General features: G+C 53.9%; 25 protein-coding genes and 3 tRNA genes. 14 read left to right on the forward strand and 14 right to left on the reverse strand.

Going from position 1 to position 23,611, the window contains the following annotated elements; genetic code table 11:
- Positions 1-144 precede the first annotated feature (144 nt).
- Complete coding sequence (gene mdoC, locus K6L24_RS13610) at positions 145-1,272, forward strand: glucans biosynthesis protein MdoC (protein ID WP_062743777.1); 1,128 nt, start codon at positions 145-147, stop codon at positions 1,270-1,272.
- Positions 1,273-1,304: 32 nt separating this feature from the next.
- Here mdoC and K6L24_RS13615 read toward each other — a convergent pair whose 3' ends face one another.
- Positions 1,305-2,774, reverse strand: a complete 1,470-nt coding sequence (locus tag K6L24_RS13615; RefSeq protein ID WP_222681566.1) for a phospholipase D family protein — start codon at positions 2,772-2,774, stop codon at positions 1,305-1,307.
- Between the two features lie 126 nt (positions 2,775-2,900).
- Between K6L24_RS13615 and K6L24_RS13620 the strand changes: the two genes are divergently transcribed.
- On the forward strand, positions 2,901-4,073 hold the full coding sequence (locus K6L24_RS13620; RefSeq protein WP_407065144.1) for a beta-glucosidase: 1,173 nt from the start codon (positions 2,901-2,903) through the stop codon (positions 4,071-4,073).
- On the opposite strand, the gene K6L24_RS13625 is transcribed toward K6L24_RS13620, so the two are convergent.
- Complete coding sequence (locus K6L24_RS13625) at positions 4,054-4,194, reverse strand: hypothetical protein (protein WP_162900974.1); 141 nt, start codon at positions 4,192-4,194, stop codon at positions 4,054-4,056. The genes K6L24_RS13620 and K6L24_RS13625 overlap by 20 nt on opposite strands.
- Before the next feature lie 422 nt (positions 4,195-4,616).
- Here K6L24_RS13625 and K6L24_RS13630 point away from each other — a divergent pair, with 422 nt between their 5' ends.
- Both K6L24_RS13630 and K6L24_RS13635 read left to right on the forward strand, forming a co-directional pair.
- Positions 4,617-5,453, forward strand: coding sequence for an AraC family transcriptional regulator (locus K6L24_RS13630; protein ID WP_118664318.1), 837 nt, complete (start codon positions 4,617-4,619; stop codon positions 5,451-5,453).
- 51 nt (positions 5,454-5,504) lie between these two features.
- On the forward strand, positions 5,505-5,912 hold the full coding sequence (locus K6L24_RS13635; RefSeq protein WP_118664319.1) for a DUF2000 domain-containing protein: 408 nt from the start codon (positions 5,505-5,507) through the stop codon (positions 5,910-5,912).
- Between the two features lie 26 nt (positions 5,913-5,938).
- On the opposite strand, the gene K6L24_RS13640 is transcribed toward K6L24_RS13635, so the two are convergent.
- The 4 genes from K6L24_RS13640 to K6L24_RS13655 form a co-directional block, all read right to left on the reverse strand.
- Positions 5,939-7,321: an efflux transporter outer membrane subunit gene (locus tag K6L24_RS13640; RefSeq protein WP_118664320.1), complete on the reverse strand. Its 1,383-nt coding sequence runs from the start codon at positions 7,319-7,321 to the stop codon at positions 5,939-5,941.
- Complete coding sequence (locus K6L24_RS13645; protein WP_222681567.1) at positions 7,318-8,409, reverse strand: HlyD family secretion protein; 1,092 nt, start codon at positions 8,407-8,409, stop codon at positions 7,318-7,320. The genes K6L24_RS13640 and K6L24_RS13645 overlap by 4 nt, the downstream gene beginning before the upstream one ends.
- Before the next feature lie 59 nt (positions 8,410-8,468).
- On the reverse strand, positions 8,469-10,100 hold the full coding sequence (locus K6L24_RS13650) for an MFS transporter (RefSeq protein ID WP_194716048.1): 1,632 nt from the start codon (positions 10,098-10,100) through the stop codon (positions 8,469-8,471).
- Positions 10,101-10,161: 61 nt separating this feature from the next.
- On the reverse strand, positions 10,162-10,593 hold the full coding sequence (locus tag K6L24_RS13655) for a MarR family winged helix-turn-helix transcriptional regulator (protein ID WP_062743785.1): 432 nt from the start codon (positions 10,591-10,593) through the stop codon (positions 10,162-10,164).
- Positions 10,594-10,739: 146 nt separating this feature from the next.
- On the opposite strand from K6L24_RS13655, the gene K6L24_RS13660 reads away from it, so the two are divergent.
- From K6L24_RS13660 to K6L24_RS13695, 8 genes are all read left to right on the forward strand, one after another.
- On the forward strand, positions 10,740-11,213 hold the full coding sequence (locus tag K6L24_RS13660) for a GNAT family N-acetyltransferase (RefSeq protein WP_222682332.1): 474 nt from the start codon (positions 10,740-10,742) through the stop codon (positions 11,211-11,213).
- 272 nt (positions 11,214-11,485) lie between these two features.
- The gene (srlA, locus tag K6L24_RS13665) at positions 11,486-12,034 is read left to right on the forward strand and encodes a PTS glucitol/sorbitol transporter subunit IIC (protein ID WP_062743787.1); all 549 of its coding nucleotides are present in this window, start codon (positions 11,486-11,488) and stop codon (positions 12,032-12,034) included.
- 14 nt (positions 12,035-12,048) lie between these two features.
- A complete protein-coding gene (srlE, locus tag K6L24_RS13670) occupies positions 12,049-13,041 on the forward strand; it encodes a PTS glucitol/sorbitol transporter subunit IIB (RefSeq protein WP_062743788.1) in 993 nt (330 codons plus the stop codon).
- Between the two features lie 14 nt (positions 13,042-13,055).
- Positions 13,056-13,424: a PTS glucitol/sorbitol transporter subunit IIA gene (locus K6L24_RS13675; RefSeq protein ID WP_062743789.1), complete on the forward strand. Its 369-nt coding sequence runs from the start codon at positions 13,056-13,058 to the stop codon at positions 13,422-13,424.
- 12 nt (positions 13,425-13,436) lie between these two features.
- Entirely contained in the window at positions 13,437-14,216 is a 780-nt protein-coding gene (gene srlD / locus K6L24_RS13680) for a sorbitol-6-phosphate dehydrogenase (protein WP_062743790.1), read from the forward strand.
- Positions 14,217-14,263: 47 nt separating this feature from the next.
- A complete protein-coding gene (locus K6L24_RS13685) occupies positions 14,264-14,626 on the forward strand; it encodes a transcriptional regulator GutM (RefSeq protein ID WP_118664323.1) in 363 nt (120 codons plus the stop codon).
- A gap of 90 nt (positions 14,627-14,716) precedes the next feature.
- Positions 14,717-15,484, forward strand: a complete 768-nt coding sequence (gene srlR / locus K6L24_RS13690) for a glucitol operon DNA-binding transcriptional repressor SrlR (protein WP_062743792.1) — start codon at positions 14,717-14,719, stop codon at positions 15,482-15,484.
- Positions 15,485-15,488: 4 nt separating this feature from the next.
- Complete coding sequence (locus K6L24_RS13695) at positions 15,489-16,451, forward strand: KpsF/GutQ family sugar-phosphate isomerase (RefSeq protein WP_118664324.1); 963 nt, start codon at positions 15,489-15,491, stop codon at positions 16,449-16,451.
- A gap of 127 nt (positions 16,452-16,578) precedes the next feature.
- Here K6L24_RS13695 and K6L24_RS13700 read toward each other — a convergent pair.
- From K6L24_RS13700 to uvrY, 6 genes are all read right to left on the reverse strand, one after another.
- Positions 16,579-16,664, reverse strand: a tRNA-Leu gene (locus K6L24_RS13700).
- Between the two features lie 12 nt (positions 16,665-16,676).
- A tRNA-Cys gene (locus tag K6L24_RS13705) sits at positions 16,677-16,750 on the reverse strand.
- A gap of 46 nt (positions 16,751-16,796) precedes the next feature.
- Positions 16,797-16,872: transfer RNA gene (locus tag K6L24_RS13710), tRNA-Gly, on the reverse strand.
- A 174-nt stretch (positions 16,873-17,046) separates the two neighbouring features.
- Complete coding sequence (gene pgsA, locus K6L24_RS13715; protein WP_062743794.1) at positions 17,047-17,595, reverse strand: CDP-diacylglycerol--glycerol-3-phosphate 3-phosphatidyltransferase; 549 nt, start codon at positions 17,593-17,595, stop codon at positions 17,047-17,049.
- A gap of 71 nt (positions 17,596-17,666) precedes the next feature.
- A complete protein-coding gene (gene uvrC / locus K6L24_RS13720) occupies positions 17,667-19,499 on the reverse strand; it encodes an excinuclease ABC subunit UvrC (protein ID WP_062743795.1) in 1,833 nt (610 codons plus the stop codon).
- Complete coding sequence (uvrY, locus tag K6L24_RS13725; protein WP_062743796.1) at positions 19,492-20,151, reverse strand: UvrY/SirA/GacA family response regulator transcription factor; 660 nt, start codon at positions 20,149-20,151, stop codon at positions 19,492-19,494. Before uvrY ends, uvrC begins: the two co-directional genes overlap by 8 nt.
- 492 nt (positions 20,152-20,643) lie before the next feature.
- Here uvrY and K6L24_RS13730 point away from each other — a divergent pair, with 492 nt between their 5' ends.
- Positions 20,644-20,868, forward strand: coding sequence for a DUF2594 family protein (locus tag K6L24_RS13730; RefSeq protein WP_062743797.1), 225 nt, complete (start codon positions 20,644-20,646; stop codon positions 20,866-20,868).
- Positions 20,869-20,963: 95 nt separating this feature from the next.
- A complete protein-coding gene (locus K6L24_RS13735; RefSeq protein WP_062743798.1) occupies positions 20,964-21,302 on the forward strand; it encodes a GlpM family protein in 339 nt (112 codons plus the stop codon).
- On the opposite strand, the gene K6L24_RS13740 is transcribed toward K6L24_RS13735, so the two are convergent.
- Together K6L24_RS13740 and K6L24_RS13745 are read right to left on the reverse strand one after the other, a co-directional pair.
- The gene (locus tag K6L24_RS13740; protein WP_062743799.1) at positions 21,299-21,925 is read right to left on the reverse strand and encodes an acyl-homoserine-lactone synthase; all 627 of its coding nucleotides are present in this window, start codon (positions 21,923-21,925) and stop codon (positions 21,299-21,301) included. The two genes, K6L24_RS13735 and K6L24_RS13740, sit on opposite strands and share 4 nt — an antisense overlap.
- 129 nt (positions 21,926-22,054) lie before the next feature.
- Entirely contained in the window at positions 22,055-22,777 is a 723-nt protein-coding gene (locus tag K6L24_RS13745) for an autoinducer binding domain-containing protein (RefSeq protein ID WP_187509620.1), read from the reverse strand.
- Positions 22,778-23,611: the final 834 nt, after the last annotated feature.

The raw sequence follows: 23,611 nt of genomic DNA on the forward strand, positions 1-23,611 counted from the left end.
GCGGCTAACAGCCCTATTCTCAAGCGTTTAGCGGAAACAGATTCGGCTGATAGTATACGCGTGTTTGCGCAATTAAAGTAAGCAGTAAGCTTTAGGCTGGTTCAGGGTGAGCCAGATTAATAACGTGTTGAATATTGGATATATATGACTAATAAAACACCACAACGAGAATATTTTCTGGATTCGATTCGCGCCTGGCTAATGCTGTTAGGGGTGCCTTTTCATGTATCGCTGATTTATTCCACACAAAACTGGTCGGTTAACAGCCCCGCCCCCTCTGAATGGCTGACGCTGCTGAACGATTTTATCCATGCCTTCCGCATGCAGGTATTCTTTGTTATTTCAGGTTATTTTTCTTATATGCTGTTTCTGCGCTATACCCCGTCGGACTGGCTGAAGGTGCGCGTGGAGCGGGTTGGCATCCCGATGCTGACGGCAATCCCGCTAATCACGCTGCCGCAGTTTTTTATGCTGAAAGAGTGGACCAGTAAGATCGGTGACTGGAGCAGTAAGACACTGTACGAAAAATATAACACCCTGGTCTGGGATCTGATTTCGCACCTTTGGTTCCTTCTGGTGCTGATTGTACTGACAGTGGCGGGCTTCTGGCTGTTCCGTTTTCTGCGCGATGGCACACGACAAAAAACAGACTATTCTGACCTCACCTGGACCCGTTTAACGTGTTTTATTCTGCTTTGCAGCCTGGTCTGGATCGCTTTTCGTCGTATGCTGTTCATTTTTGCACCGCAAATTCTTAGCGATGCGCTGTTTAATATGGCGGTAATGCAGACGCTGCTTTATCTGCCCTTCTTTATTCTGGGCGCCATGGCGTGGAAATACCCGGCGATTAAAGCCCTGTTCGTCCGCCCGGTTCCCTGGACGTTTATCGGTTCCGCACTGGCTTTTGCCGCCTATGTGGCTAACCAGACCTGGAGTAAAGGCGAAGGCTGGCTGTATGAGATTGATGCAGTGGTGTCGATGCTGATGGGCCTGTGGATGGTCAATGTGGTATTCACCTTCGGCCACCGGATGCTTAACTCTCATTCGCCGCGCGTCACTTATCTGGTCAATGCATCCCTGTTCATCTACCTGGTGCATCACCCGTTGACCATTCTTTACGGTATTCTGTTTGTCAAAAAGATCGACAGTAATACCCTGGGCTTTTTCGCCGGGCTGGTTTTCGTCTTTGGCATTGCCTTCCTGCTGTACGAAATCCACCTGCGTATTCCGCTGCTGCGCTTCCTGTTTTCCGGTAAACCGCAGCGTAAATAGCAGACAGGGGGCGACCAGACAACAGGTCGCCCCTACAATAACCACTCAATGGGCAGCCGCCATACCAGACGGACCAGCAGACGCTGTATCAGCCGGGTGCGCGGCTCACGTTTATGCACCACTTCGTTCGCGCCTTCCCCCGGGTACTCCACCCAGTTTACCCGCCCCCATTTATCCAGTCTGAGCGTCCATGCGCGGTCGCGCATGCTGCTGATAAAACGCTGGTGGATTTGCGTAGCCAGCGCCTCATTCTCAATCACCAGGCCCATTTCCGTGTTCAGCACCGCGGAACGGGGGTCGAAGTTAAATGAACCGATAAATACCGTCTGGTTATCCACGCTGAACGTTTTGGCATGCAGACTGGATCCTGAGTTCCCGGTCAGGCCCCGATCATGGCTTGGTTCCCGCACGTCACTGTGTGGTTTCAGTTCGTATAAGCGAATGCCATGGCGCAGCAGTTTTTTACGCCATTTGGCGTATCCGGCATGGACGATTGATACGTCATTCGCCGCCAGCGAGTTGGTGAGAATGGAAATCTTCACGCCTTTACGCACCAGTGCCAGCAGCTGCGCGACGCCGGTGCGCGTCGGCACAAAATAGGCGGAGATAATGTCCAGCTGTTGCTGAGGCCTGCCGATCACCTCCAGCAGACGCTGCGGCAGCAGCGTGCTGGTTCTCGCCCGGCCCAGGCCTTTGCGGGGATCGTCACTGAGCAGACGGGTTTTCGCCCAGGTGAAGGGCAGCGATCGGTTGTCTAAACCGGTCACAAAGGTCGACTCATCGACCTGACGCAGATAGCGCGCCACCTGCGGACTGTCGCGCCAGGCTTCCGGCAGGGTGACGGCTGAGGTGGCATTCTCTTCCTCATCCACCACCCGACGCAGTGGTGCCACTGGTCGGCTCTGCCAGTAGCGCTCAAAGTCCTGCGCGACCTCATGCACCACCGGGCCGATCGCCAGCACATCCAGATCGGAAAACAGCGGTTCATCACCGACGCCAAAATATTCGTCGCCGACATTTCTGCCGCCGACGATGGTGGCCGCATTGTCCACGGTAAAACTTTTGTTATGCATCCGTCGGTTGAGACGAGCAAAATCGGTCAGATAACCCAGCGCCCGCAGCGTGCGGAAGGTAAACGGATTAAACAGACGCACCTCAATCAGCGGGTGACGGTTCAGCTGACTCAGCGTGCGATCCAGTCCCAGCGTGTTATTGTCGTCCAGCAACAGGCGCACCTTCACCCCACGCTCTGCGGCCGCCAGCAGCGCGCTAAACAGCAGCCTGCCGGACAGATCGTTCTGCCAGATGTAATACTGTATATCCAGCGTCTTTTCCGCCAGGGTGATCAGCTGATAACGCGCAGCGAAGGCATCCAGCCCTTCAGACAACGGATAGACCCCGCTGTGCTCAGGATGCTGTGCAATCAGCGGCGTAATCGCCTGTTTCAGGCGTGTCCCGGCAGCCGCGCTGTCTGCCTGCGGTGAGTGGAACGTGTCGGTCATCAGCGATCCTTAGCGGTAATGCTGTTATTCATCCAGTTATTCTTCCTCTGTTTTTCGCCGGGATCAGTGAGGCAGACATATAGTCTAGACTTAGTCCATCGCCTGCGTTTATTGCCCCGGGAGAACATCATGCATGATGACAGCACGGCGGTCACACGCCGTCACCAGCCAGCCCTCTTCGCGCGTTTTTTCCAGGGCAGTTTTGCCTGTTCAACCGCCTGCCGCACCCCCGGTAAGCGTGCAGATTTAATGATCAGTAGCGGTCACGATACACTGCTTGAAAAAGATTACGCCCTGCTGGCCAGTCACCAGATCCTCACGGCGCGCGACGGCGCCCGCTGGTACTTAATTGAGAAGCAACCAGGAGAATACCACTGGGACAGCTTTTTGCCGCAGCTAAAAGCTGCAGAAAAACACGGGATTGAGATGATCTGGGAGCTGGCCCATTTTGGCTGGCCGGACGGGCTGGATATCTGGGGGGATGAATTTGTTGATCGTTTCAGCGCTTACGCCCGGGACTTTGCCCGCCTGCTGCGGGACGAAGGCCATACCCACCCGTTTATCACCCCGATGAATCAAATCTCTTTCTGGTCCTGGGCCGGAGCGGAAATTGCCTGGTTTAACCCCTTTGTCACCGGGCGGGGGCGCGAGCTTAAGCGTCAGCTGGCCCGCGCCAGCATTGCCGCCATGCACGCCATGCGTGAAGAGCTGCCCGGCGCGCGCTTTATCATCACCGATCCGCTGGTTCATGTGGCCGCTTCGGGTTATTCCGCCGCCGCCCGGGAGGAGGCAGAGCGACAACATCAGGCGCAGTTTGAAGTCTGGGACTGGCTGGCGGGAAGAAGCGAGCCGGAGCTTGGAGGGTCGGAGGATCTGCTGGATATTATCGGGCTGACCTGGTATCCGGATAATCAGTGGTTCCATAACGGCGATCCGCTGGAGCCCCATCACCCTGATTATCGTCCGCTGAACCTGCTGTTACAGGACGTGTGGCAGCGCTACCAGCGGCCGCTGCTGATTGCGGAAACCGGTGCGGAAGCGGGCCGCAGTCAGGACTGGCTTAATCGTGTGATTCATGAAGGTGAGCTGGCACTGAATGCCGGTGTTCAGCTGGAAGGCATTTCGCTCTATCCGGCAGTGGATTATCCGGCATGGGATGACGATCGCCGTTATCCTGCGGGTCTGTTTGGCTTACCGGATGCCAACGGTAATCGTACCGTCAATGAGGCGATGGCGCTGACGCTGCGCAGCCAGCAGATCAAGCTCAGTCAGGGACCGATCAGGACATCCACAGCGTGATGCCCAGCACAAAGATAATCAGCGTGAACGAGGTAACGGCAAGCACCACTATGGCAAACTGCGCATCATCTAACGGGACACGGGGTTCTTTTTCAGACTCAGGTTTGGAACTGTTTTTCATGTTCAGCCACAGCGCACCGGCAAAACATTCCTGTTGGGGTGCCGATAAAGAATGAAAGACGTCCCTTTCACCAAAAGTAAGTATTACTAACGCAATTGCAGCCTGCTGCAGGCGCGAATCACGCCAGAAAGCGTCAGTTATCCTCAAATAATCGCGCGGAATAATAGCACGAGATGCCCATGTATTAACGTAATAAATTGATTAAAGACAGCTGAAAACGGAATAACTTATACTTTTTTATTGAAAATCAGCGAGTCCGATTGCTTCACAACTTGAACAGTCAGACAAAATAATTATCAACCTTAACTAATATTTTCATCATTCCGTCAGCTCGCTCCGCCCGGTTTCAGCACCCGGAGTTCAGAGGCCGGCGCCGGAAAATCCGCGGTTTTGAGAGACCGCCGTAAACCAGGGGAGAAAAAATGAAGCAGTCAGGCTGGGTAGACTTCGCACGCGACGGACTGTCATCCATAGAGACGCTGCGCGCGCATTTTACCGGACACGCCTACGATCCGCACTGGCACGACAGCTATCTTGTCGGCGTAACGGAACAGGGTGTGCAGCAGTTTCATACCCGCCGTCAGCAGCACCGCAGCCGTCCCGGCACGGTGTTCCTTCTGGAGCCCGGTGAACTGCACGACGGCGATGCCATTGACGACAGCGGGTTTACCTACCGGATGCTGTACATCGATCCGCTGACCATGCGCGGACAGTTGGCCAGCCAGTTCAGTGATATTCCCGACCATTTCGAGCTGAATTTTGCCCGCACGCTCAGTGGCGACCGCCAACTGGCCCGGGCAACGTTTGATGCTTTTCAGGCGCTGCATCAGGGGGAGTTGAAAATCGTCAAAGAGAGCGCACTGCAGCGTCTGTTTGCCGCGCTGACGCGCCACCTGCACTGGCGCAGACCAATCCATATTCCGGCGCATGAGAAAACCCTCGCGCAGCGGGCGCGGGATTTTATGCTGGATCGCCGCTATGACGATATTGGTCTGAGCGATATCGCTGCGGCGCTGGACGTTGACCGTTTTCGCCTGTCGCGCGAATTTCATGCCCACTTCGGCCTGCCCCCGCACGCGTGGCTGATCCAGCTGCGTCTGAGCGAAGCACGTCGCCTGCTCGCCGTGGGGCTGCCGCCTGTCCAGGTGGCGGCACAGCTGGGTTTTGCCGATCAAAGCCATTTAGGTCGCTGGTTCAGGCGCACCAGTCAGTTAACCCCCGCCCGTTATCAGCAATACTGCACAAATCTTCCAGACTGAGCCGCCGCACTGATTTACGCTGCGTGTTTTCTCCGTCAGAAGGTAAAAGTGATGAGTGATGTTCGTTGTGTGGTGGTGCTGAACCAGGATTTAGCCAGTGGCAAGGCGGCGAATGCGGCAGCGGTGATCGCGCTGACACTGGGTCAGCGCCATCCCGGCCTGGTGGGTCATACGCTGTCAGACGCCCACGGCCAGCAGTATCCTGGCCTGATCCCGGTAGGGATCCCCATACTGTCAGCTGATAATACGCAGCTGCGCGCGCTGCTCGCACGCTGCAGAGAGCAGCAGCTTGATGTCGTTCTCTTTCCCCGCGAGGGCCAGATGACGGTTGATTACGCGGCGTTTGCGGCGGCAGTCAGCGAAGTGGCCACCGGGGATCTGCAGCATCTGGGGCTGGGGATTACCGGGGATAAGAAAGCCCTGCGCAAGCTGACGGCCAGCCTTAAGCTGTTTGGCTGACGGTCGGCCCATTTTCACCGGCCCTGTTATGACGACTGCCAGCCGCCACCCAGGGCACGATAAAGGTCAATCTGTGCCAGCAGCAGGTTGTTTTTCGCCTGTACCACGCTGAGCTGGATGCTGAACAGCGAACGCTGGGCATCCAGCTCATCCAGATAAGAGGCATAACCATTCTGGTAACGGTTGCGGGCAATGCGCAGCGCCTCCTGCACCACCGTTTCCTGCTCCTGCAGTTCGGCCAGCTGCTCCTGATAGCGGGTAATGGCATCCAGATCGTCATTGACCTCGCTGAATGCACTGCGCACCACTTTTTCGTAGTTGTACAGAGCCTGATTGCGCGTGGCCATCGAAACATCGACCTGTGCCGTCAGTGCTTCGCGGTTCAGCAGCGGGGCCAGCACGCTCCCGCCGATGCTCCACAGACGGAAAGGATTTTCTACCAGTTCATGCAGCACGGAGCTCTGCATCGTACCGCTGGCGGTCAGGTTCAGCGAGGGCAGCAGGCTGGCGCGCGACGACTGCAGTGAGGCATCAGCGGCCAGCAGCTGCCGTTCGGCCTGCACGATATCCGGCCGGCGTTGCAGCAGCTGTGAAGGCATCACCGCGGGCAGGGTTTGCGGAACAACATGGTCAAAGTGGTTCTGCCGCGCGATCTGACGCGGGTTCATCCCGACCAGAATACTCAGTGCGTTTTCCTGCTGGGCAATCTGATGCTGCAAGACGGGAACCTGCGCCTTCGCCGTCTGGTATTCCGATCGTGACTGCACCCATTCCAGCCGGGAGGTATAACCGGATTCAAACTGGCGCTGTGCCAGCGTTAAGGAGTCTGCGCGGCTGGCCAGCGTGGCCCTGGTCACCCGCAGCTGCTCATCGAGTGATACCAGCGTCATATACCCCGAGGCCACCGAGCTGGCAATCGTCAGTTCGGCCGCACTGGCGGCCGCCTGCTGTGCTGCCAGAGAGGCTTTCGCGGCGTCAATGCTGCTGCTGCGTTCCCCCCACAAATCAACGTTGTAACTGGCCTGCAACAGCCCCTGGAACACCGCCGACTCAGCCGGCTGCCCGGTAGCAGCTGACAGGGAGCGCGCACGCGTGGCTGACACGCCCGCATCCAGCGTCGGGAAATTATCGCCCTGCGCACCGCGCAGTTGAGCACGGTACTGATCGACCCGGGAGCGGGCAGTGAGAATATCCGGGTTATTGCGCAGCGCCTGATCCACCAGCTGATTCAGCGACGGGTCATTAAACGCCCGCCACCAGCTCGCTTCCACAGCCGCCCCCGGCCCGACCTGATTACGCCACTGCGTAGGGATCGGCAGCGATGACGGGGCCTGTTCGACCTCGGTTGCGCATCCGGCCAGCGTGGCCGACAGCATCATCACGAACAGCGTCTTTGGCGCAGGGATCATTTTTTCTCTCCCGACGGTGCCGCTGCCGTATCAATATTCACCTCCACCGACATGCCCGGACGCAGATGTCGGGTATTGTCACTGGTGATCTTAATGCGTACCGGAATACGCTGGGCGATTTTAACGAAGTTCCCCGTCGCGTTATCCGGGGAGATCGCGCTGAACTCAGACCCTGCCGCCGGGGAGATATATTCTACCTCTCCGCTAAAGCGTTCACCGTTCAGTGCATCAACACGGAAGCTGACCGGCAGGCCAGGTCTGATATGCGCCATCTGGGTTTCTTTCATATTGGCGATCACCCACTTCTGCTCCGGCACCAGTGACGTCAGCCGGGTTCCCGCCGTCACGTAGGCCCCCTGCCGTACGGCAATCTGGCCCAGCTGTCCATCGCGGGGGGCGATAATTTTAGTGTTATCGAGGTCAATCTGCGCCAGCTCAAGTGCGGCCTGTGCACTGGCCACGTCGGCCTCCAGCGAGGCGCGGTTGACTATCGCCGTTTGCAGATCCTGACGCGAGACTTCCAGCGTTGCCTGCGCCTGCTGCACGTCGGCCAGCGTCTGACTGTTGCTGGCGCGCGCGGCATCGCGTTCACGCAGCGACAGTGAGCCGTCGGAAACCAGATTTTCGACGCGTTTCAGGTCAAGCCCGCCTTTCACCGCCTGCGCTTTCGCATTTTGCAGCGCGGCCTCATTGCGTTTGATCACCGCTTCTGCACTGCGCCGCTGCTGAATATTATTGGCCAGTACCGCCTTTTTCATCTCCAGCTGCGCCACCGCCTGGTGGACGCGCTGACGATAAATCCGATCGTCAATGGTCATCATGAAATCGCCCTGGTGCACGGGCTGGAAGTCCAGTACGTTAACCTGGGTGATATAGCCGCTCACCTGCGGACTGATAAACGTCACCTGGCCGCGCACGTAGGCATTTTCCGTCGACTGCGTCTGGCTGGTAAAGGGCGGGAGCTGCCAGGCATAAAGGATCACCAGTACGCCGACCAGCGCAATGCCTGACCCGAGGGCTATCGATATAATTCGCAGCTTATTATTTCTCAGACGCTCCGTGAGCTGCTGCTGTTCCTGTTGACTCATAATTTCCCCGTGTTCCGTTTGTTGCACTGCACGCAGAGGTGTTGCTCCGCCTGCTGGTGTTACCGGATAATCGTCTTGTTAATATTTTGCATGGCACGCTGTTCCGCTTCCGCTTCGCGTTTTGCCTGCTGCCAGTTGAGATAGCGCAGACGCGAGAGACGCCACAGCACCCAGAGTAATGTGATCCCTGCCATACAGGCGGTCAGAATATAGACATCGTTGTAGGCCAGCACATTCGCCTGCAGGGTGGCAACGGTCTGGAGCTGTGTCGTCCCCTGTGCGCCCTGCAGGGTGCTGTCACCAATCAGGCTGCTGAACAGGGCGTTGTACTGCGCCAGGCGTTCCGTCACGTTAGGATCAAGCAGCGAAAGCTGGTCGCCCAGCAGGCTGGAGTGGTACTTTTCACGCCAGGTCTGGAAGGTACCGAGCAGCGCCGACCCCATCAGGCCGCCGAGGTTCTGGCTCATACCAAACAGCACAACAAAGCTCACCAGGTTCTTCGGCTGAGTCACCACGCTGCCCACGCCCAGCAGCATGGCCGGGGCGATAAAGAAGGAAGTACTGAATCCCAGCAGGAATTGGCTGAAATACATATTATTGCCGCGAGTCAGCGGGCTGGATTGCGCATCCATCAGCGAGGCCACCATCACAATAATCAGCGACAGCACGATCGGCCAGCTCAGATGTTTGGGATTAATGGTCAGCGCACTACAGACAATACCCGCCGCCACGCCGGCGAGGATCGCCAGCGCCAGCCCCTGCATCTGATCGTTCTGCAATCCCAGCTGTTGCAGATAGCCGATCGCCCCGGTGTTCTGTTCGGCAAGCATGATACGCAGCAGGATCATCACAATACCCAGGCGGAAAATCGCCCCACTGCCCAGCCAGCGCGTGTTGATCAGCGGATTACTGCGATTATGCTCCACCAGCACGGCGGCCGTCACCAGCACCAGACCCAGCGCCAGGCAGACGCCGAGCCAGGGCGTGCTGGTCCACCATTCGATGCGGCCCAGCGACAGCACGGCACAAAACAGTGCCATACCGGGAGCCAACAGGAAGAAGGTAAGAAAATCTTTTTTCTCGAACACTTTGGTGCGCTCGCCCGGCGGGAGCTTGAGGATCAGCACCGCACCCAGCGCCATCAGCGCCAGACCCAGTTCAAACAGATACAGTCCGCGCCACTCATCCAGCTGTAACAGTTCTGTCGAGAAGAGCCGGGCCAGCGGGATGGCCAGCTGCGAAGCGCCCAGTCCAATGGCCAGCGCCTTCAGACGGTGTTTCGCCGGCCAGGCCTGAACCTGATAATAGATACCGAGGGAACTGAGGGCTGCCCCGACCATCCCATGCGCCGCACGCACGATAATCGCCGAGCTCAGGTCATTGGCCAGCAGGTGGAAAAAGGCCACCAGCACGTACAACACCAGAAAGGCCTCTGTAAACACCCGCAGGCCAAACTGCTGACGAAACTTCACCAGCAGCAGGTTAATCGAGATATTGCCCATGACGTAAACCGCCGGGAGCCAGGCGATTTCGTTGTTATACGCACCAAATACCCCCTGCAGGTTGGTCAGATTGGCGGTCACCAGCGCATTACTCAGCGCCCCGGTGATACAAATCAGCAGGCCAACGATGCCAAAGGCAATACGTTTATGTGTCGGGTGCAGCGGCGTGGAAGGAGACCCGGGCAGCATGGGCTTTTCGCCGGGCGCCCACTCTCGCGGTGCGTAGGGGTTGGCTTTATCGCGTGACACCTTACTTCACCTCTGTCGCCACCAGCAATTGCTGCAGAACACGCTGTGTCACTGCCAGCTCATCCGCGTTCACCCCGGAGAGCAGTTCGTTACGCAAAGCATCCGCCTCAGTTTTCAGACGCTGATAGAGCAGCTCACCTTTGGGTGTAACGTGTAGCAGCCGCTTACGGCGATCTTGCGGAGGCTGAAATCGTTCAACCAGATTCTGTTTTACCAGCCGGTCAATCAGGGGAACCACGCTGGCATCTTCCAGCCCCAGTGCCTGTGCCAGCTCTTTCTGACTCATAGGCTGATCCTGAATAGCGATCGTCGCCACCGCCATCCAGCTGCTCATGCTAAGCCCATTATCTTTCATGCGCCGGTCAATAGCCTGACGCCATGCGTGGGCAGTCAGATGCAGCAAGCGGGAGAAATTAAGTTCCTGAATGTTCAATAGGTAAGATACCTGATAATTAGAGCTCTAACTAAACGATATGGCAATTATAGCCACGACAAGATAAAGAAAGGAAGACAGCTGCCAAAGAGTGTAGATAATTCTTTATCGCCCTGCCAGGCAACGCCCCACTGAGGAACCGATTGATGCACATTTTTCCGCTATGCCAGCAGCCTGAATGCCACCGTGAAATTGCCCGTCTGCTGCACAGTGAATGGTCAGACTTTCCTGCCTGGTCCTCGCTGCCTGTGATTGAACAACGCCTGCTGGAGCGTAACCAAAATGAAAGCGGCAGTTTCACGTTCGTGTCCTCAACGGCCGAAGGGACGCTGACCGGCACTGCCAGCGTGATTGAGTACGAGCTGGACGACCGGCCGGAGCGCCGTTTCTGGCTGGGAGAAGTGTTTACCCCGTGCGAGTGGCGCGGTAAAGGTGTCGGATCGGCGCTGGTTAACGCCTGCATCGCCCGCGCTGCCGACCAGCAGATGGAAGCGCTGTGGCTGTATACGCCAGATCAGCAGGCCCTCTATCGGCGCCTTGGCTGGCAGGATGTAGAACAGCGTTGGATTTCAGAAGAGTGGGTGACGGTGATGGTGCTATGCCTGACACAGGAGCCGTAACCCCCCTGCTCCCGTTTTAGCCTATTGAATCTCCCTCCTTTCTCTTTTCTCCTTTCTCTTTTCTCTTTTCTCTTTCCTCCTTTCGCCTGGCGGCCAGTTCCGCCGGCAAAAAAGAACAAATGAAAGGCTAAATCTTTCATTTTTTCTTTTTATTTGAAAGATAATTCATTCATTTTGTGATCAGTGTGGTTTTTTATAAACCTCTCAGAGGCTAGATTAGCTTTCACAGAAAATAACAATATCCACTGTTATCCACGTAAAGAGGTTTCATCATGATTGAAAGCATTACGCACGGAGCCGAATGGTTTATCGGGCTCTTCCAGAAAGGAGGGGACGTTTTTGTCGGCATGGTGACAGGGATCCTCCCCCTGCTGATCAGCCTGCTAGTGATAATGAATGCGTTAATTGTCTTTGTGGGTCAGAAAAGGATCGAGAAACTGGCTCAGCGCTGCGCAGGTAACCCGGTATCGCGCTATCTGCTGCTGCCAGTGATTGGCACCTTTGTTTTCTGCAACCCGATGACACTGAGCCTCGGCAGGTTCATGCCTGAGAAGTACAAGCCGAGCTATTACGCCTCTGCATCGTACAGCTGCCACTCAATGAACGGCCTTTTTCCTCATATCAACCCAGGAGAGCTCTTCGTTTACCTCGGTATTGCTAACGGCCTGACCACCCTGAACTTACCACTTGGCCCGCTGGCGGTGAGCTATCTGCTGGTCGGGATGGTGATGAACTTCTTCCGCGGCTGGGTGACCGATCTCACCACCTCCATTTTCGAAAGAAAAATGCACATCCAACTTGACCGTCACGTTCGTTTATAAGAGCGGAGAGAATCATGGCTAAGATTATTGAAATTCATAAAGGCGAAAGCGGCTGGGGTGGTCCCTTATTTTTAGTGCCAGCACCGGGCAAAAAAATCGTTTACGTCACCGCTGGCACTCGTCCGGCCATCGTTGACCGCCTGCACAAACTGACTGGCTGGGAGACGGTGGATGCCTTTAAAGAGGGCGAACCACCGGCTGAAGAGATCGGCGTGGCAGTCATTGACTGTGGTGGCACCCTGCGCTGTGGTCTGTATCCAAAGCGACGTATCCCCACTATCAATATTCATGCCACCGGTAAATCGGGCCCTCTGGCGCAGTTTATTACCGAAGATATCTATGTGTCCGGTGTACGCCCTGGTGACATCCGCACATCCGAGGAAAACAGCGACGCGCCAAAGGTTTCCCTTCCACAGGAAAAACCGATGCTAACTCAACACACCGACTACGACACCAGCAAGAAAATCACTGAGCAAAGTGATGGCCTGCTGGCGAAAGTCGGCATGGGGATGGGGTCTGTCGTCGCCGTCTTTTTCCAGGCGGGGCGCGAAACCATTGATACGGTTCTGAAAACCATCCTGCCCTTTATGGCCTTCGTATCAGCGCTGATCGGCATCATTATAGCGTCCGGCCTCGGCGATTTTATCGCCCATGGCCTGACGCCACTGGCGAACAGCCCGGTTGGACTCGTCACACTGGCGCTGATCTGCTCCTTTCCTCTTCTGTCGCCATTTCTCGGCCCTGGTGCGGTGATCGCACAAGTGATCGGCGTGCTGGTGGGCGTACAGATTGGCCAGGGCACTATCCCACCACATCTGGCTCTGCCCGCGCTATTTGCCATCAATTCGCAGGCCGCCTGTGACTTTATCCCGGTAGGACTTTCACTGGCGGAAGCGCGCCAGGAAACCGTGCGTGTTGGCGTTCCTTCCGTTCTGGTCGGGCGTTTCCTGACCGGTGCACCGGCTGTTCTGCTTGCATGGGCCGTGTCCGGCTTGATCTATCAGTAACTGAGGGAGTGATGATGAAAACTGTCTATGAATCCACCTTTATTGCCGTTGGCGACTGTGCCATCGAAGCGCTTGAAGACCACTTCCTGATCACCTTCGGTGAAGGCGCCCCCAGTGATGTTGCGGAGTACTGTTTTATCCACCGACCTGAACAACGTGGCGACACTCCGATTGTCGCAGGTGGTGTGCTCAGCATCGGCGAACAGAGCTGGTCGGTGACAGCGGTCGGTGATGTCGCCGATATCAATCTGCGTGAACTGGGCCATATCACGGTGAAGTTTGATGGTGCGACCACAGCCGAATCCCCTGGCACAGTGCATGTTGCAGGCCGAGTGCCAGCCGGCATTAAACCGGGTCAGAAGTTTCGTGTTTTAAGTCATTAACAGGAGAAATCAATGGATCAGGTTGCTGTAGTTATCGGTGGTGGTCAGACACTGGGTGCTTACCTGTGTAAGGGTCTTGCTGAAAACGGTTATAAAGTTGCCGTTGCGGACCTCAATATCAGTAATGCGCAAGCCATCGCGGCTGAAATTAATCGCGCGCAGGGAAAAAATGTGGCGACAGGTTTTCAGGTCGATGCCACCGGAGAAGAAAGTGTGGCAGAGCTTGCTCGTGCCGTGGATGAGGCATTTGGTCGTGCCGATGTGCTGGTTTACAGCGCCGGGGTGGCGCGGGCAGCCCCGATCACCCAGTTTATGCTCAACGATTTTGATTTGTCTTTACAGGTCAACCTGGTGGGCTATTTCTTGTGTGCCAGGGAGTTCGCCAGACTGATGATCCGCGACGGTGCAGGCGGCAGGATTATCCAGATAAACTCTAAATCGGGGAAAGTGGGCAGTAAACATAATGCAGGCTACAGCGCCGCTAAATTCGGCGGCGTGGGCCTGACACAATCGCTGGCCCTTGACCTGGCGGAGTACGGCATTACCGTTCATTCGCTGATGCTGGGCAATCTGCTTAAGTCACCGATGTTCCAGTCGCTGCTGCCACAATACGCCGAGAAACTGGGGATTGAACCGGACGACGTGGAGCAATATTACATCGATAAAGTCCCGCTAAAGCGGGGCTGTGACTATCAGGATGTGCTCAACGTTCTGCTGTTTTATACCAGTGATAAAGCCGCCTATTGTACCGGGCAATCCATCAATATCACCGGCGGCCAGGTGATGTTTTAAGACCTTCCCGGCAGCACAACGCTGCCGGTTTTTTAATGGAGAACACGATGAGTTCAGTGAATATGTTTATCTGCGTAGCAGGCTTCGCCTGGCTGGGACAAATTGCCCTGGGCTGGTTACAGATGTCACGTTTTAATCATGCCCTGACGCAGCTTCCATCAGAGGGCCGTATCGGGATTGGCCGTTCTTCAGGTCGCTTTAAACCGCGGGCGGTACTGGTTATCTGCGTTGACAGCCGCCACATGATTACGGGAAACTTTGTCATGCGTGGGCTGACCGTCTTCTCTCAGCCCATCCCAGATGATGCCCTTAACGGACTGAATATTCAGAACCTGGTGCCAGCTCACATTTATCCCCACAATAAAGCCATGCGCACGGCGTTGGAATTGGCCATAACAAACAAACGGTGATATCTTTCATTTTGAAAGATTTCCCTTCCTTGTTTGCTTTGTTTGTGCGAATACGAAAGGAATCTATTGGCCTACGACAGGGAAACCAGGATGAAACCAATACAGCGGCAAGCACTGATACTTGAATACCTCCAGGGCAAAGGTCGTACTACGGTTGAAGAACTGAGTGCCTACTTTGACACCACAGGCACCACCATCCGCAAAGACCTTTCTCTGCTCCAGCAGCAGGGTGCAGTGATCCGCACTTACGGTGGCGTTATGCTGAACCGGGACGATGGCGACCAGCCTATCGACAGGAAAACCTTTATTAACTCGGATAAGAAAAAACAGATTGCCTCACGTGCAGCCCAGTGGGTTTCTGAAGGTGATTCGCTTATTTTTGACGCCGGCAGCACCGTGCAGCAGATGGTCCCCCACCTTGCTAAATTTAATAATATCACTGTGATGACGAACAGCCTGACCATCGTTAACGAGCTGGTTGAGCTCAATAACGATCAGGTGATTCTAATGCCAGGCGGTACCTATCGCGGCACGTCCGCTTCATTCCACGGTAGTCTGGCGGAAGCCGCATTCAGCCATTTCAGCTTCGACAAGTTGTTTATTGGAGCGGACGGCGTTGACCTTAATGCCGGAGTCACGACGTTTAATGAAGTGTTCGGTGTCAGCCAGGCTATGTGCCGTGCGGCACAAAAAATTATCCTGCTGGTTGACTCGTCCAAATTTGGCCGCAAAAGTCCAAATGTGGTATGCACTCTCGACTCGGTAGATGTACTGATCACAGACAGCGGGATTGCTGATGATGTGGCGGCACAACTGCGTGATCGCGGCATTGATGTGATTATCGCGGGAGATAAATAACCTGATGCGTGAAATATTGATCGAAGCAGCCCGAGAGACGCTGCAGACGGAGATCGATCAGATCGTCAGTCTGCCTGACAGGCTTGGTAACGCTTTCGCGGATGCCTGCACAATGATGCTAGCCTGCCGCGGAAAAGTGATCGTCAGTGGCATGGGTAAATCAGGCCACATTGGAAAAAAAATCGCTGCTACACTGGCCAGCACCGGAACCCCTGCATTTTATGTGCATCCCGCCGAAGCCCTGCATGGTGATCTTGGTATGATTGCCGCAGGCGACGTGGTAGTGCTGATCTCTTACTCAGGTCACGCTGCCGAATTTCGCCGCATGATACCACTGTTACGCGCCCTGCCAGTGGGGATCATTGCCTTTACTGGCAATGCCGATTCACCGCTGGCGCAGGAGGCTGACCACGTGATTAACGTAGAAGTGTCACGTGAGGCCTGCCCGCTTGGCCTGGCCCCTACCTCTTCTGCTGTCTGTACCCTGATGATGGGGGATGCGATAGCCATCGCCCTGATGAAGGCACGTAATTTTGATGAGAATGACTATGCGCGTACCCATCCAGCCGGCAGTCTCGGCGCGCGTCTGCTCTGTCGGGTCGGCGATATTATGCGCAATGGCGGGAAAATAGCCCAGGTACAGGAGGACGCATTGATAAGTGATGCTCTGTTTGAACTGACGCGCACAGGGCTGGGTCTGGTGGCGGTAACGGACCGGGGCCGTAGGCTGCGCGGCGTATTCAGTGATGGTGATTTACGTCGCTGGCTGCTGAAAGGTGGCCAGATTTCCGCGGCGATAGTCGATGCAATGACCCCCATGGGCTTCAGCCTTTCCCCTTCGCAACTGGCCTCTGAAGCGCGGGCTGCGTTCCATGAAAGGAAAATTTCTGCCGCACCAGTGCTGTCGGAGGATAACCGGGTGGTCGGTGCCCTGGCAATGCACGATATCCATGATGCGGGGCTCTAAGCCCAACCAGGACATCTTTAAATGATGTCTCAGGAAAAAGATTCAGACACAAAAAAACCGCCCTTGGGCGGTTACGACATTACTGCATACTGCTTGTTTTTATTCGTTTTAATCGGTAGTTCTAAAATGGTGCCCGGGGTGGGACTTGAACCCACACAGCCATAAGCCGAGGGATTTTAAATCCCTTGTGTCTACCGATTTCACCACCCGGGCTTGGGTGTTAATTGGAGGCGCGTCCCGGAGTCGAACCGAGGTAGACGGATTTGCAATCCGTAGCATGGCCACTCTGCCAACGCGCCTTTAATTCTTTTTTGTCATCAGAGAGTCATCTCTGATCACGTAATCTGGAGCGGGAAACGAGACTCGAACTCGCGACCCCGACCTTGGCAAGGTCGTGCTCTACCAACTGAGCTATTCCCGCATTGCCATCAGGTTTTATTCTGTTTGAGATGATACTGACAGAACTTGCTGATTTGCTTTATCTTCTGGCTGTCTGAGCTGCCTTTCGATGCGTTGCATTCTACTGTTCTGGAGGAATGAGTCAACCAAATTATCCTCACAACGCATCCGTTTGCTGCTTTTTAAATCGCTTCGATCACCGTTCGAGCAAATCGCCGCGTGCAGCGCTCAAATACTGGAACATTGACCAGAAAGTGAGCACGGCGGCAATGTATAACGCCACCACGCCGATCCCCTCAACAAGATGATTCGGGTGCCATAGCAGCGCGAACAGCGCCAGCATCTGCGCCGTCGTTTTGACTTTACCAATCCAGGAGACGGCCACGCTGTTACGTTTGCCAATTTCTGCCATCCATTCGCGCAGTGCAGAGATAATAATCTCACGGGCGATCATCGTCGCCGCCGGCAACGTGATCCACCAGGAGTGGAAGTACTCCGCCACCAGCACCAGCGCCATCGCCACCATCACTTTATCCGCCACCGGATCGAGGAACGCACCAAACTGTGTCGTCTGTTTCCAGCGACGGGCAAGGTAACCATCAAACCAGTCGGTAATTGCCGCGAAGATGAAAATCAGCCCACAGGCCAGCGGAGCCCATTGAAATGGCAGGTAAAAAGCCAGGACAAAGAACGGGATTAAGACTACGCGAAACAGGGTAAGTAGGGTCGGAATATTAAATGGCATAATTACGCTAACTGTCTGGACAGAGTAGAATTTGTCCCTATGTTCCTACATTGCCCCGGGTGTTGCAATGCTTAGTGTTTCAGCGCGTGGAAGATTTTTTCCGCCAGTCCGTGCGAGATCCCCGGCACGCTGGCAATTTCATCCACCGACGCATTCATCAGCGGTTGCAGGCCCCCCATGTACTTCAGCAGCATCTGACGACGTTTTGGGCCTATGCCTTCGATAGTTTCCAGCGCGCTGGTATTCTTCACTTTAGCCCGTTTATTACGATGGCCTGTAATTGCATGATTGTGAGAGTCGTCACGAATATGCTGGATAACATGCAGTGCCGGTGAGTCAGGCGGCAGGGAAAACCCCTCCCCTTCCGGTTCGAGGAACAGCGTTTCCAGTCCGGCCTTACGGTCGGTGCCTTTTGCTACACCCAGTAACAGAGGATGATGCTTATCCCAGGGCACATCCAGGCCGGCAAAAACCTCTTTCGCCTGTGACAGCTGGCCTTTGCCGCCGTCGATGAGGATCACGTCAGGAATTTTATTCTCTTCCAGCGCCTTGCCATAACGGCGGCGCAACACCTGGTTCATCGCCGCATAGTCATCGCCAGGGGTAATACCGGTGATATTGTAGCGGCGATATTCGCTGCGCAGTGGTCCGTTGGCATCAAACACCACACAGGAAGCCACTGTCTGCTCACCCATGGTATGGCTGATATCAAAACATTCCATACGGCGGATAGCCGGTAGCTTCAGCGTGTCGGCCAGCGCCGACAGGCGCTGGTGAATGGTAGAGTGCTGTGCCAGCCGGGTCACCAGCGCGGTAGCCGCATTGGTGCGCGCCAGCTTCAGGTAGCGGGCACGATCGCCACGCGGCTTGCTTTGGATGGCAATTCGCCGTCCGGCCAGCTCGGTCAGCGACTCCGCCAGCAGATCTTTTTCGGGCAGGGTGAAATCCAGAAGAATATCGGCGGGGAGTGTGCGCGCCTGGCTGCCCTGCAAATAGAACTGTCCGACAAATGTCTGTACCACTTCTGCCAGCTCAGTGCCGCCCGGCACCTTCGGAAAATAGCTCCGGCTGCCCAGCACCTTGCCCTGACGAATAAAGAGAACGTGCAGACAGGCCATTCCGGAGTCGAAGGCCACGCCGATGACATCCAGATCGTCGCCCTGATTGGAGACAAACTGTTTTTCCGTCACGCGGCGTACGGCCTGGATCTGATCGCGCAGGCGGGCGGCCTCTTCAAAGCGCATCTCTTTGCTGGCCTGCTCCATGCGGCCAACCAGCTGGTTCAGCACCTGATCATCTTTGCCAGAAAGGAACAGCCTGACGTAGTCAATCTGGCGGGCATACTCTTCTTCGGACACCAGCCCCTTTACGCAAGGGCCAAGACAGCGACCTATCTGGTACTGGAGGCACGGACGCGAACGGTTGCGGTAGACACTATTTTCACACTGACGTACCGGGAAAACTTTCTGCAGCAGGGACAAGGTTTCCCGCACGGCATAGCCATTGGGGAAAGGCCCGAAATACTCGCCTTTGGCATGTTTAGCGCCGCGGTGGCTGGCCAGACGCGGATGCGTGTCTGCGCTGAGGAAAATATAGGGATAGGACTTATCATCACGCAGCAGCACGTTATATCGAGGCTGGTAGAGCTTAATATAGTTATGTTCCAGCAGCAGCGCTTCGGTTTCCGTATGGGTAACCGTGACATCGATATGGCAGATCAGGGCCACCAGAGCCTCTGTCTTACGGCTGGCCAGGTTTCCACGAAAATAACTGGAAAGTCGTTTTTTAAGGTCTTTGGCTTTGCCAACGTAGATGACCGTCCCTCCAGCGTCATACATCCGGTAAACGCCCGGCTGGCTGGTGACGGTTTTCAGGAAATTCTTTGCATCAAACAGATCATTCACTACTGATTAACGACTCCGCGCTGAACAGGCCATGACGAATGGCCAAATGCGTTAACTCTACATCACCGCTAATATTCAGTTTGCTGAACATGCGATAGCGATAACTATTAACAGTTTTAGGGCTCAGGTTAAGCTGTTCGGAAATTTCCGTCACTTTCTGCCCCTTTGTTATCATCAGCATAATCTGCAATTCGCGTTCCGACAAACAGCTAAACGGCGATTCCGTCTTTTGCGGTTCAATCTGACTGAGTGCCATCTGCTGAGCAATATCAGAAGCGATATAGCGCTGTCCCGCGTTAACCGAACGAATTGCACTGATCACTTCCTGCGGTGCGGCACCTTTGCTGAGATAGCCAGAAGCGCCGGCCTGCATAACTTTCGCTGGCAGGGGATTTTCAGTGTGGATGGTTAACATAATAATTTTGCAGTCAGGCGTATAACGGATGATCTTGCGCGTCGCTTCAAGGCCGCCAATACCGGGCATATTCATATCCATCAGTACGACATCCGCACAGTGAGCGCGACACCATTTAACCGCCTCTTCGCCGCAGTTCGCCTCACCAACGACCTGGATCCCTTTAATATCTTCCAGGATACGACGAATACCTGCGCGAACCAGCTCGTGGTCATCAACAAGAAAAACGCTTATCAAACGATGCTCCCTAAGTGGCTAATGCAGGTGACGAAAGTGATATCGGCAGGCCAGTGATGTTACTACTTTTTGACAGCTGTTAGAATAGAAATAATAGGTAACTTTACCCGTATCCTTTATCAACTGATAGGGTAAAATATGAATAAAATTGCCCCGATTTGCTACCTAATGGTGGCGTCCGAAATAACGTCTTATGGCAATATATATTTACATAATGAGTAAAACTGGCAGCACAATATGAAAAAACCTGAGGCCATTCACTTCCCGCATTAGTAATACCCGTGCTGCCACCGCCTTACTTATAGTAAAAATACACTCTCTCCCTCACGCTCTGGCCAGCATTTTTGTGTTATGAAACAGACTTTTCTTAAGCCGAAACATCCGGCAGAACAGTGATTTCCTGATGGCGTGATATGATATACTTCTGACAACTTTTTAGTGATCGGTGCTTGCAACGCAAGCACTGTTTTTCAAAGACCAACGGGAGATATCATGAGTGAGATCGACTTTTCAACCAGCGAAGAAGCGCAGGCACTGGCCAACGAAGTGACCTGTATGAAAGCCCTGGTCACACTGATGCTGAAAGGAATGGGTCAGGCGGATGCAGGTAAAGTTATCATTAATCTGGAACGTTATATTGCCGGACTGGAAGACGAAAAACAGGCTGAAGTGTTCACCAACACGGTGAAGCAGATCAAACATGCTTATCGCCAGTAGCCACAGGCTGAGGTGATCCTGCGCAGTTAAAAAGGGCCATTGCATTTTTTGAGGTTTTAACACAACGTAGTGTTTTTAACTGACAGAAAAAAACAATGGCCTTACTTTTCAAAGCAGTATTAGGGGCGCTGATTGTGGTGCTGATTGGCATTCTGTCAAAAACGCGTCACTACTATCTCGCCGGATTGCTCCCGCTTTTTCCCACATTTGCTCTTATCGCTCATTATATCGTAGGCAGCGAACGGGGAATGGAAGCACTGCGCACCACCATTATCTTCGGCATGTGGGCGATCCTGCCCTATTTTATCTATCTGCTGAGTCTCTGGTATTTTATTACCATAATGCGGCTGCCACTGGCGCTGCTGGCAGCCGTATTATGTTGGAGCATGGCAGCGTGGGTGCTGATCGCGCTGTGGTCAAAATGGCAGGGTTAACGTTCCCGCGGCCCCCAACTCACTGAGACGCCCAATGTTGGCAGAACCTCTTCCGGTCTGAAACGGCGCGCACCATGGAATTTATTCGCAAGATTCTGCTGTTTTACCGGTATTTTGACGGCAAACAGATTATCTTCTGACTGAATTATTCCCGGTGTCAGCAGGTCATAGTTGACCTGATGATGTTCAAACATCTGTTCAAGCATGGGCGTTGCTGCGCTGAAAAGATACTGGATGCCGGACTGCTCCGCCAACTGCACCGCATGCCATAAAATATTAAGCGGCAGCTCGGCATCAATTTCCAGGCGAGCCGAAAAGCGTGACATCTCCCAGACAACGTGACTGTCGATGCGGGGATGATCGCCGCCTGCCGCCAGTCGGCTGTTATCAGGATCCTGCCAGGCCATGAGCCGCGCACACCCACAAATCCCATGCTGTGCTGTCCAGGCAATAAGCCAGATGACATCTGAACGATCGTAGCGGTCATACTCCTGACCCGGTGTACTCAGGCGTGACGGAATCGACCATCCTTCGCCTCTGGCGAAGACGCTGTAACGGTAACTTCCTAATTCTGCCAACAACGAAGATGGCATGTCCTTCAGCTTGGTCTGGATAATCTTCATTTTTGATCCCCTGTCGCATTCCCTCGTGAGCGCCGCTCCTGACGGTTCGGGCAGGGTTGTTACCCTGGGCGCAGGGTAGACAACCAGTTAGTTATTCGAAACTACCAAATCTGGTAGTTGCAACTGCTATCAGATTAAACCGATTGCGGCTGCATAAGAGGCAACTTGCGTTTTGTTCGGTGCATTAAATCGTTTTTGCATGTTTTTTTGGTGAAAATTAACCGTATTCTCAGAAATTGAAAGGATGAGTGATATTTCAGCCGATGTTTTTCCCTCTGCAGTCCATTTAAGAATTTCAAGTTCTCTTTCACTTAATTCTAAGCTGGCGATCGACATCGAAATATCATTCACTTTGATGAGCGCTGCCATCGCCAGCTCCGAAATATACTGGAGTTTAAGTTCCATTTCCGTTGTTAATGCCATATTTTTAGATGGATCCGCCGAAGACAGCGATAATATTCCTATAGCTCTGTTTTTTGCCAGCACTGAGCAGGAAATGCCCTGATAAATACCGTGCTCCCTGGCCGCGTCAAAAACCTGCTGCCCGCTGTCCGCCGCATCGTCAGTCCACTGCCATACTACCCCTGGTGAGCCACATTTTTTCAACACCGGGTCTGACTGAGCAAAGTTTTCCTGCAAATAATATTCAACCCACTTCTGCGGGTAATTACAGTAAAAAAAAGTTTTCGGCCGGGTAAAAGGCACCGGATGTCGAATAAAAAGTGCATAAAAATCGAATTCCAGCTCGTTCGCCTGTTGTTCAATTATCCTGGTAATATGAGCAACATTGCTTCCATTGCAAAAAGAAAATTGCATTTCGGAGCGCCAGCTGAAATAGCTTTCAGGTGTCATTAACGCCTCAACCGGGCAAGGCGGGTACACCTCGCCTGATTATCATTGTTATGGTGATTTCGGTCGCATACAAATGAATAAAACCGCAAAATATCTCATTGACTAGTCTGATACTTATTCCAGAAACACAATTTTTAACGTTTTCGGTCACTGACTGTGAAGTCAGAAAAGAATGAGCAAAATAAGCCTGGAAAAACGACACAGACCCTTCGCCCCATTAATTATCTTTGTGTTTCAGCACTGTCAACAAGATACATCGATTTAACACAACCCTCACCACACCCGCCTAGAATAGGATTTTTCCTATAAACATTCAATAATTTTGACTTAAATGTCCTTAGTAATACATATAATATTTCTTCACTATTACCCTACAAAACGCTGTTCAATCTGCACACCGGGGTGACATCGACAGCCGAAATGCACTGATACTAATAGAAAATGCCTGCGAATCTTTGCCGTTTGAGTTTCCTAGCATAGATTAATCTGCATGAATGAACATCAGACAACTCCACAATCTTTGCAAGGGATTGCGCTGGCTTTTCCTGCGTCCGTAGTCCCCTTTTCAACTGTCGGCGGAACAGCCTGGCTGGGCATCAACATGAGCAAAAGGCGCGGGCACACAGAAGCACATCTCATTGATGATATACAGGGCTGAACGCGGCCCTGATGTTATTATTTCAAACGTCACGCTCCGGTTTTCTGCCCATTTTTTTCAGCAACGTTGTGAAAAACCCACGCATTTTATTGATGCCGTGATTGAACTCCTATATAGGGAGCACCGCGCTCTTTTTCAACCCGGCAGAAAGGTACACAGGAAAGCGCCTTTATTCA

The organism is Erwinia persicina (genome assembly GCF_019844095.1).
In the GTDB taxonomy this organism is placed as follows: domain Bacteria; phylum Pseudomonadota; class Gammaproteobacteria; order Enterobacterales; family Enterobacteriaceae; genus Erwinia; species Erwinia persicina.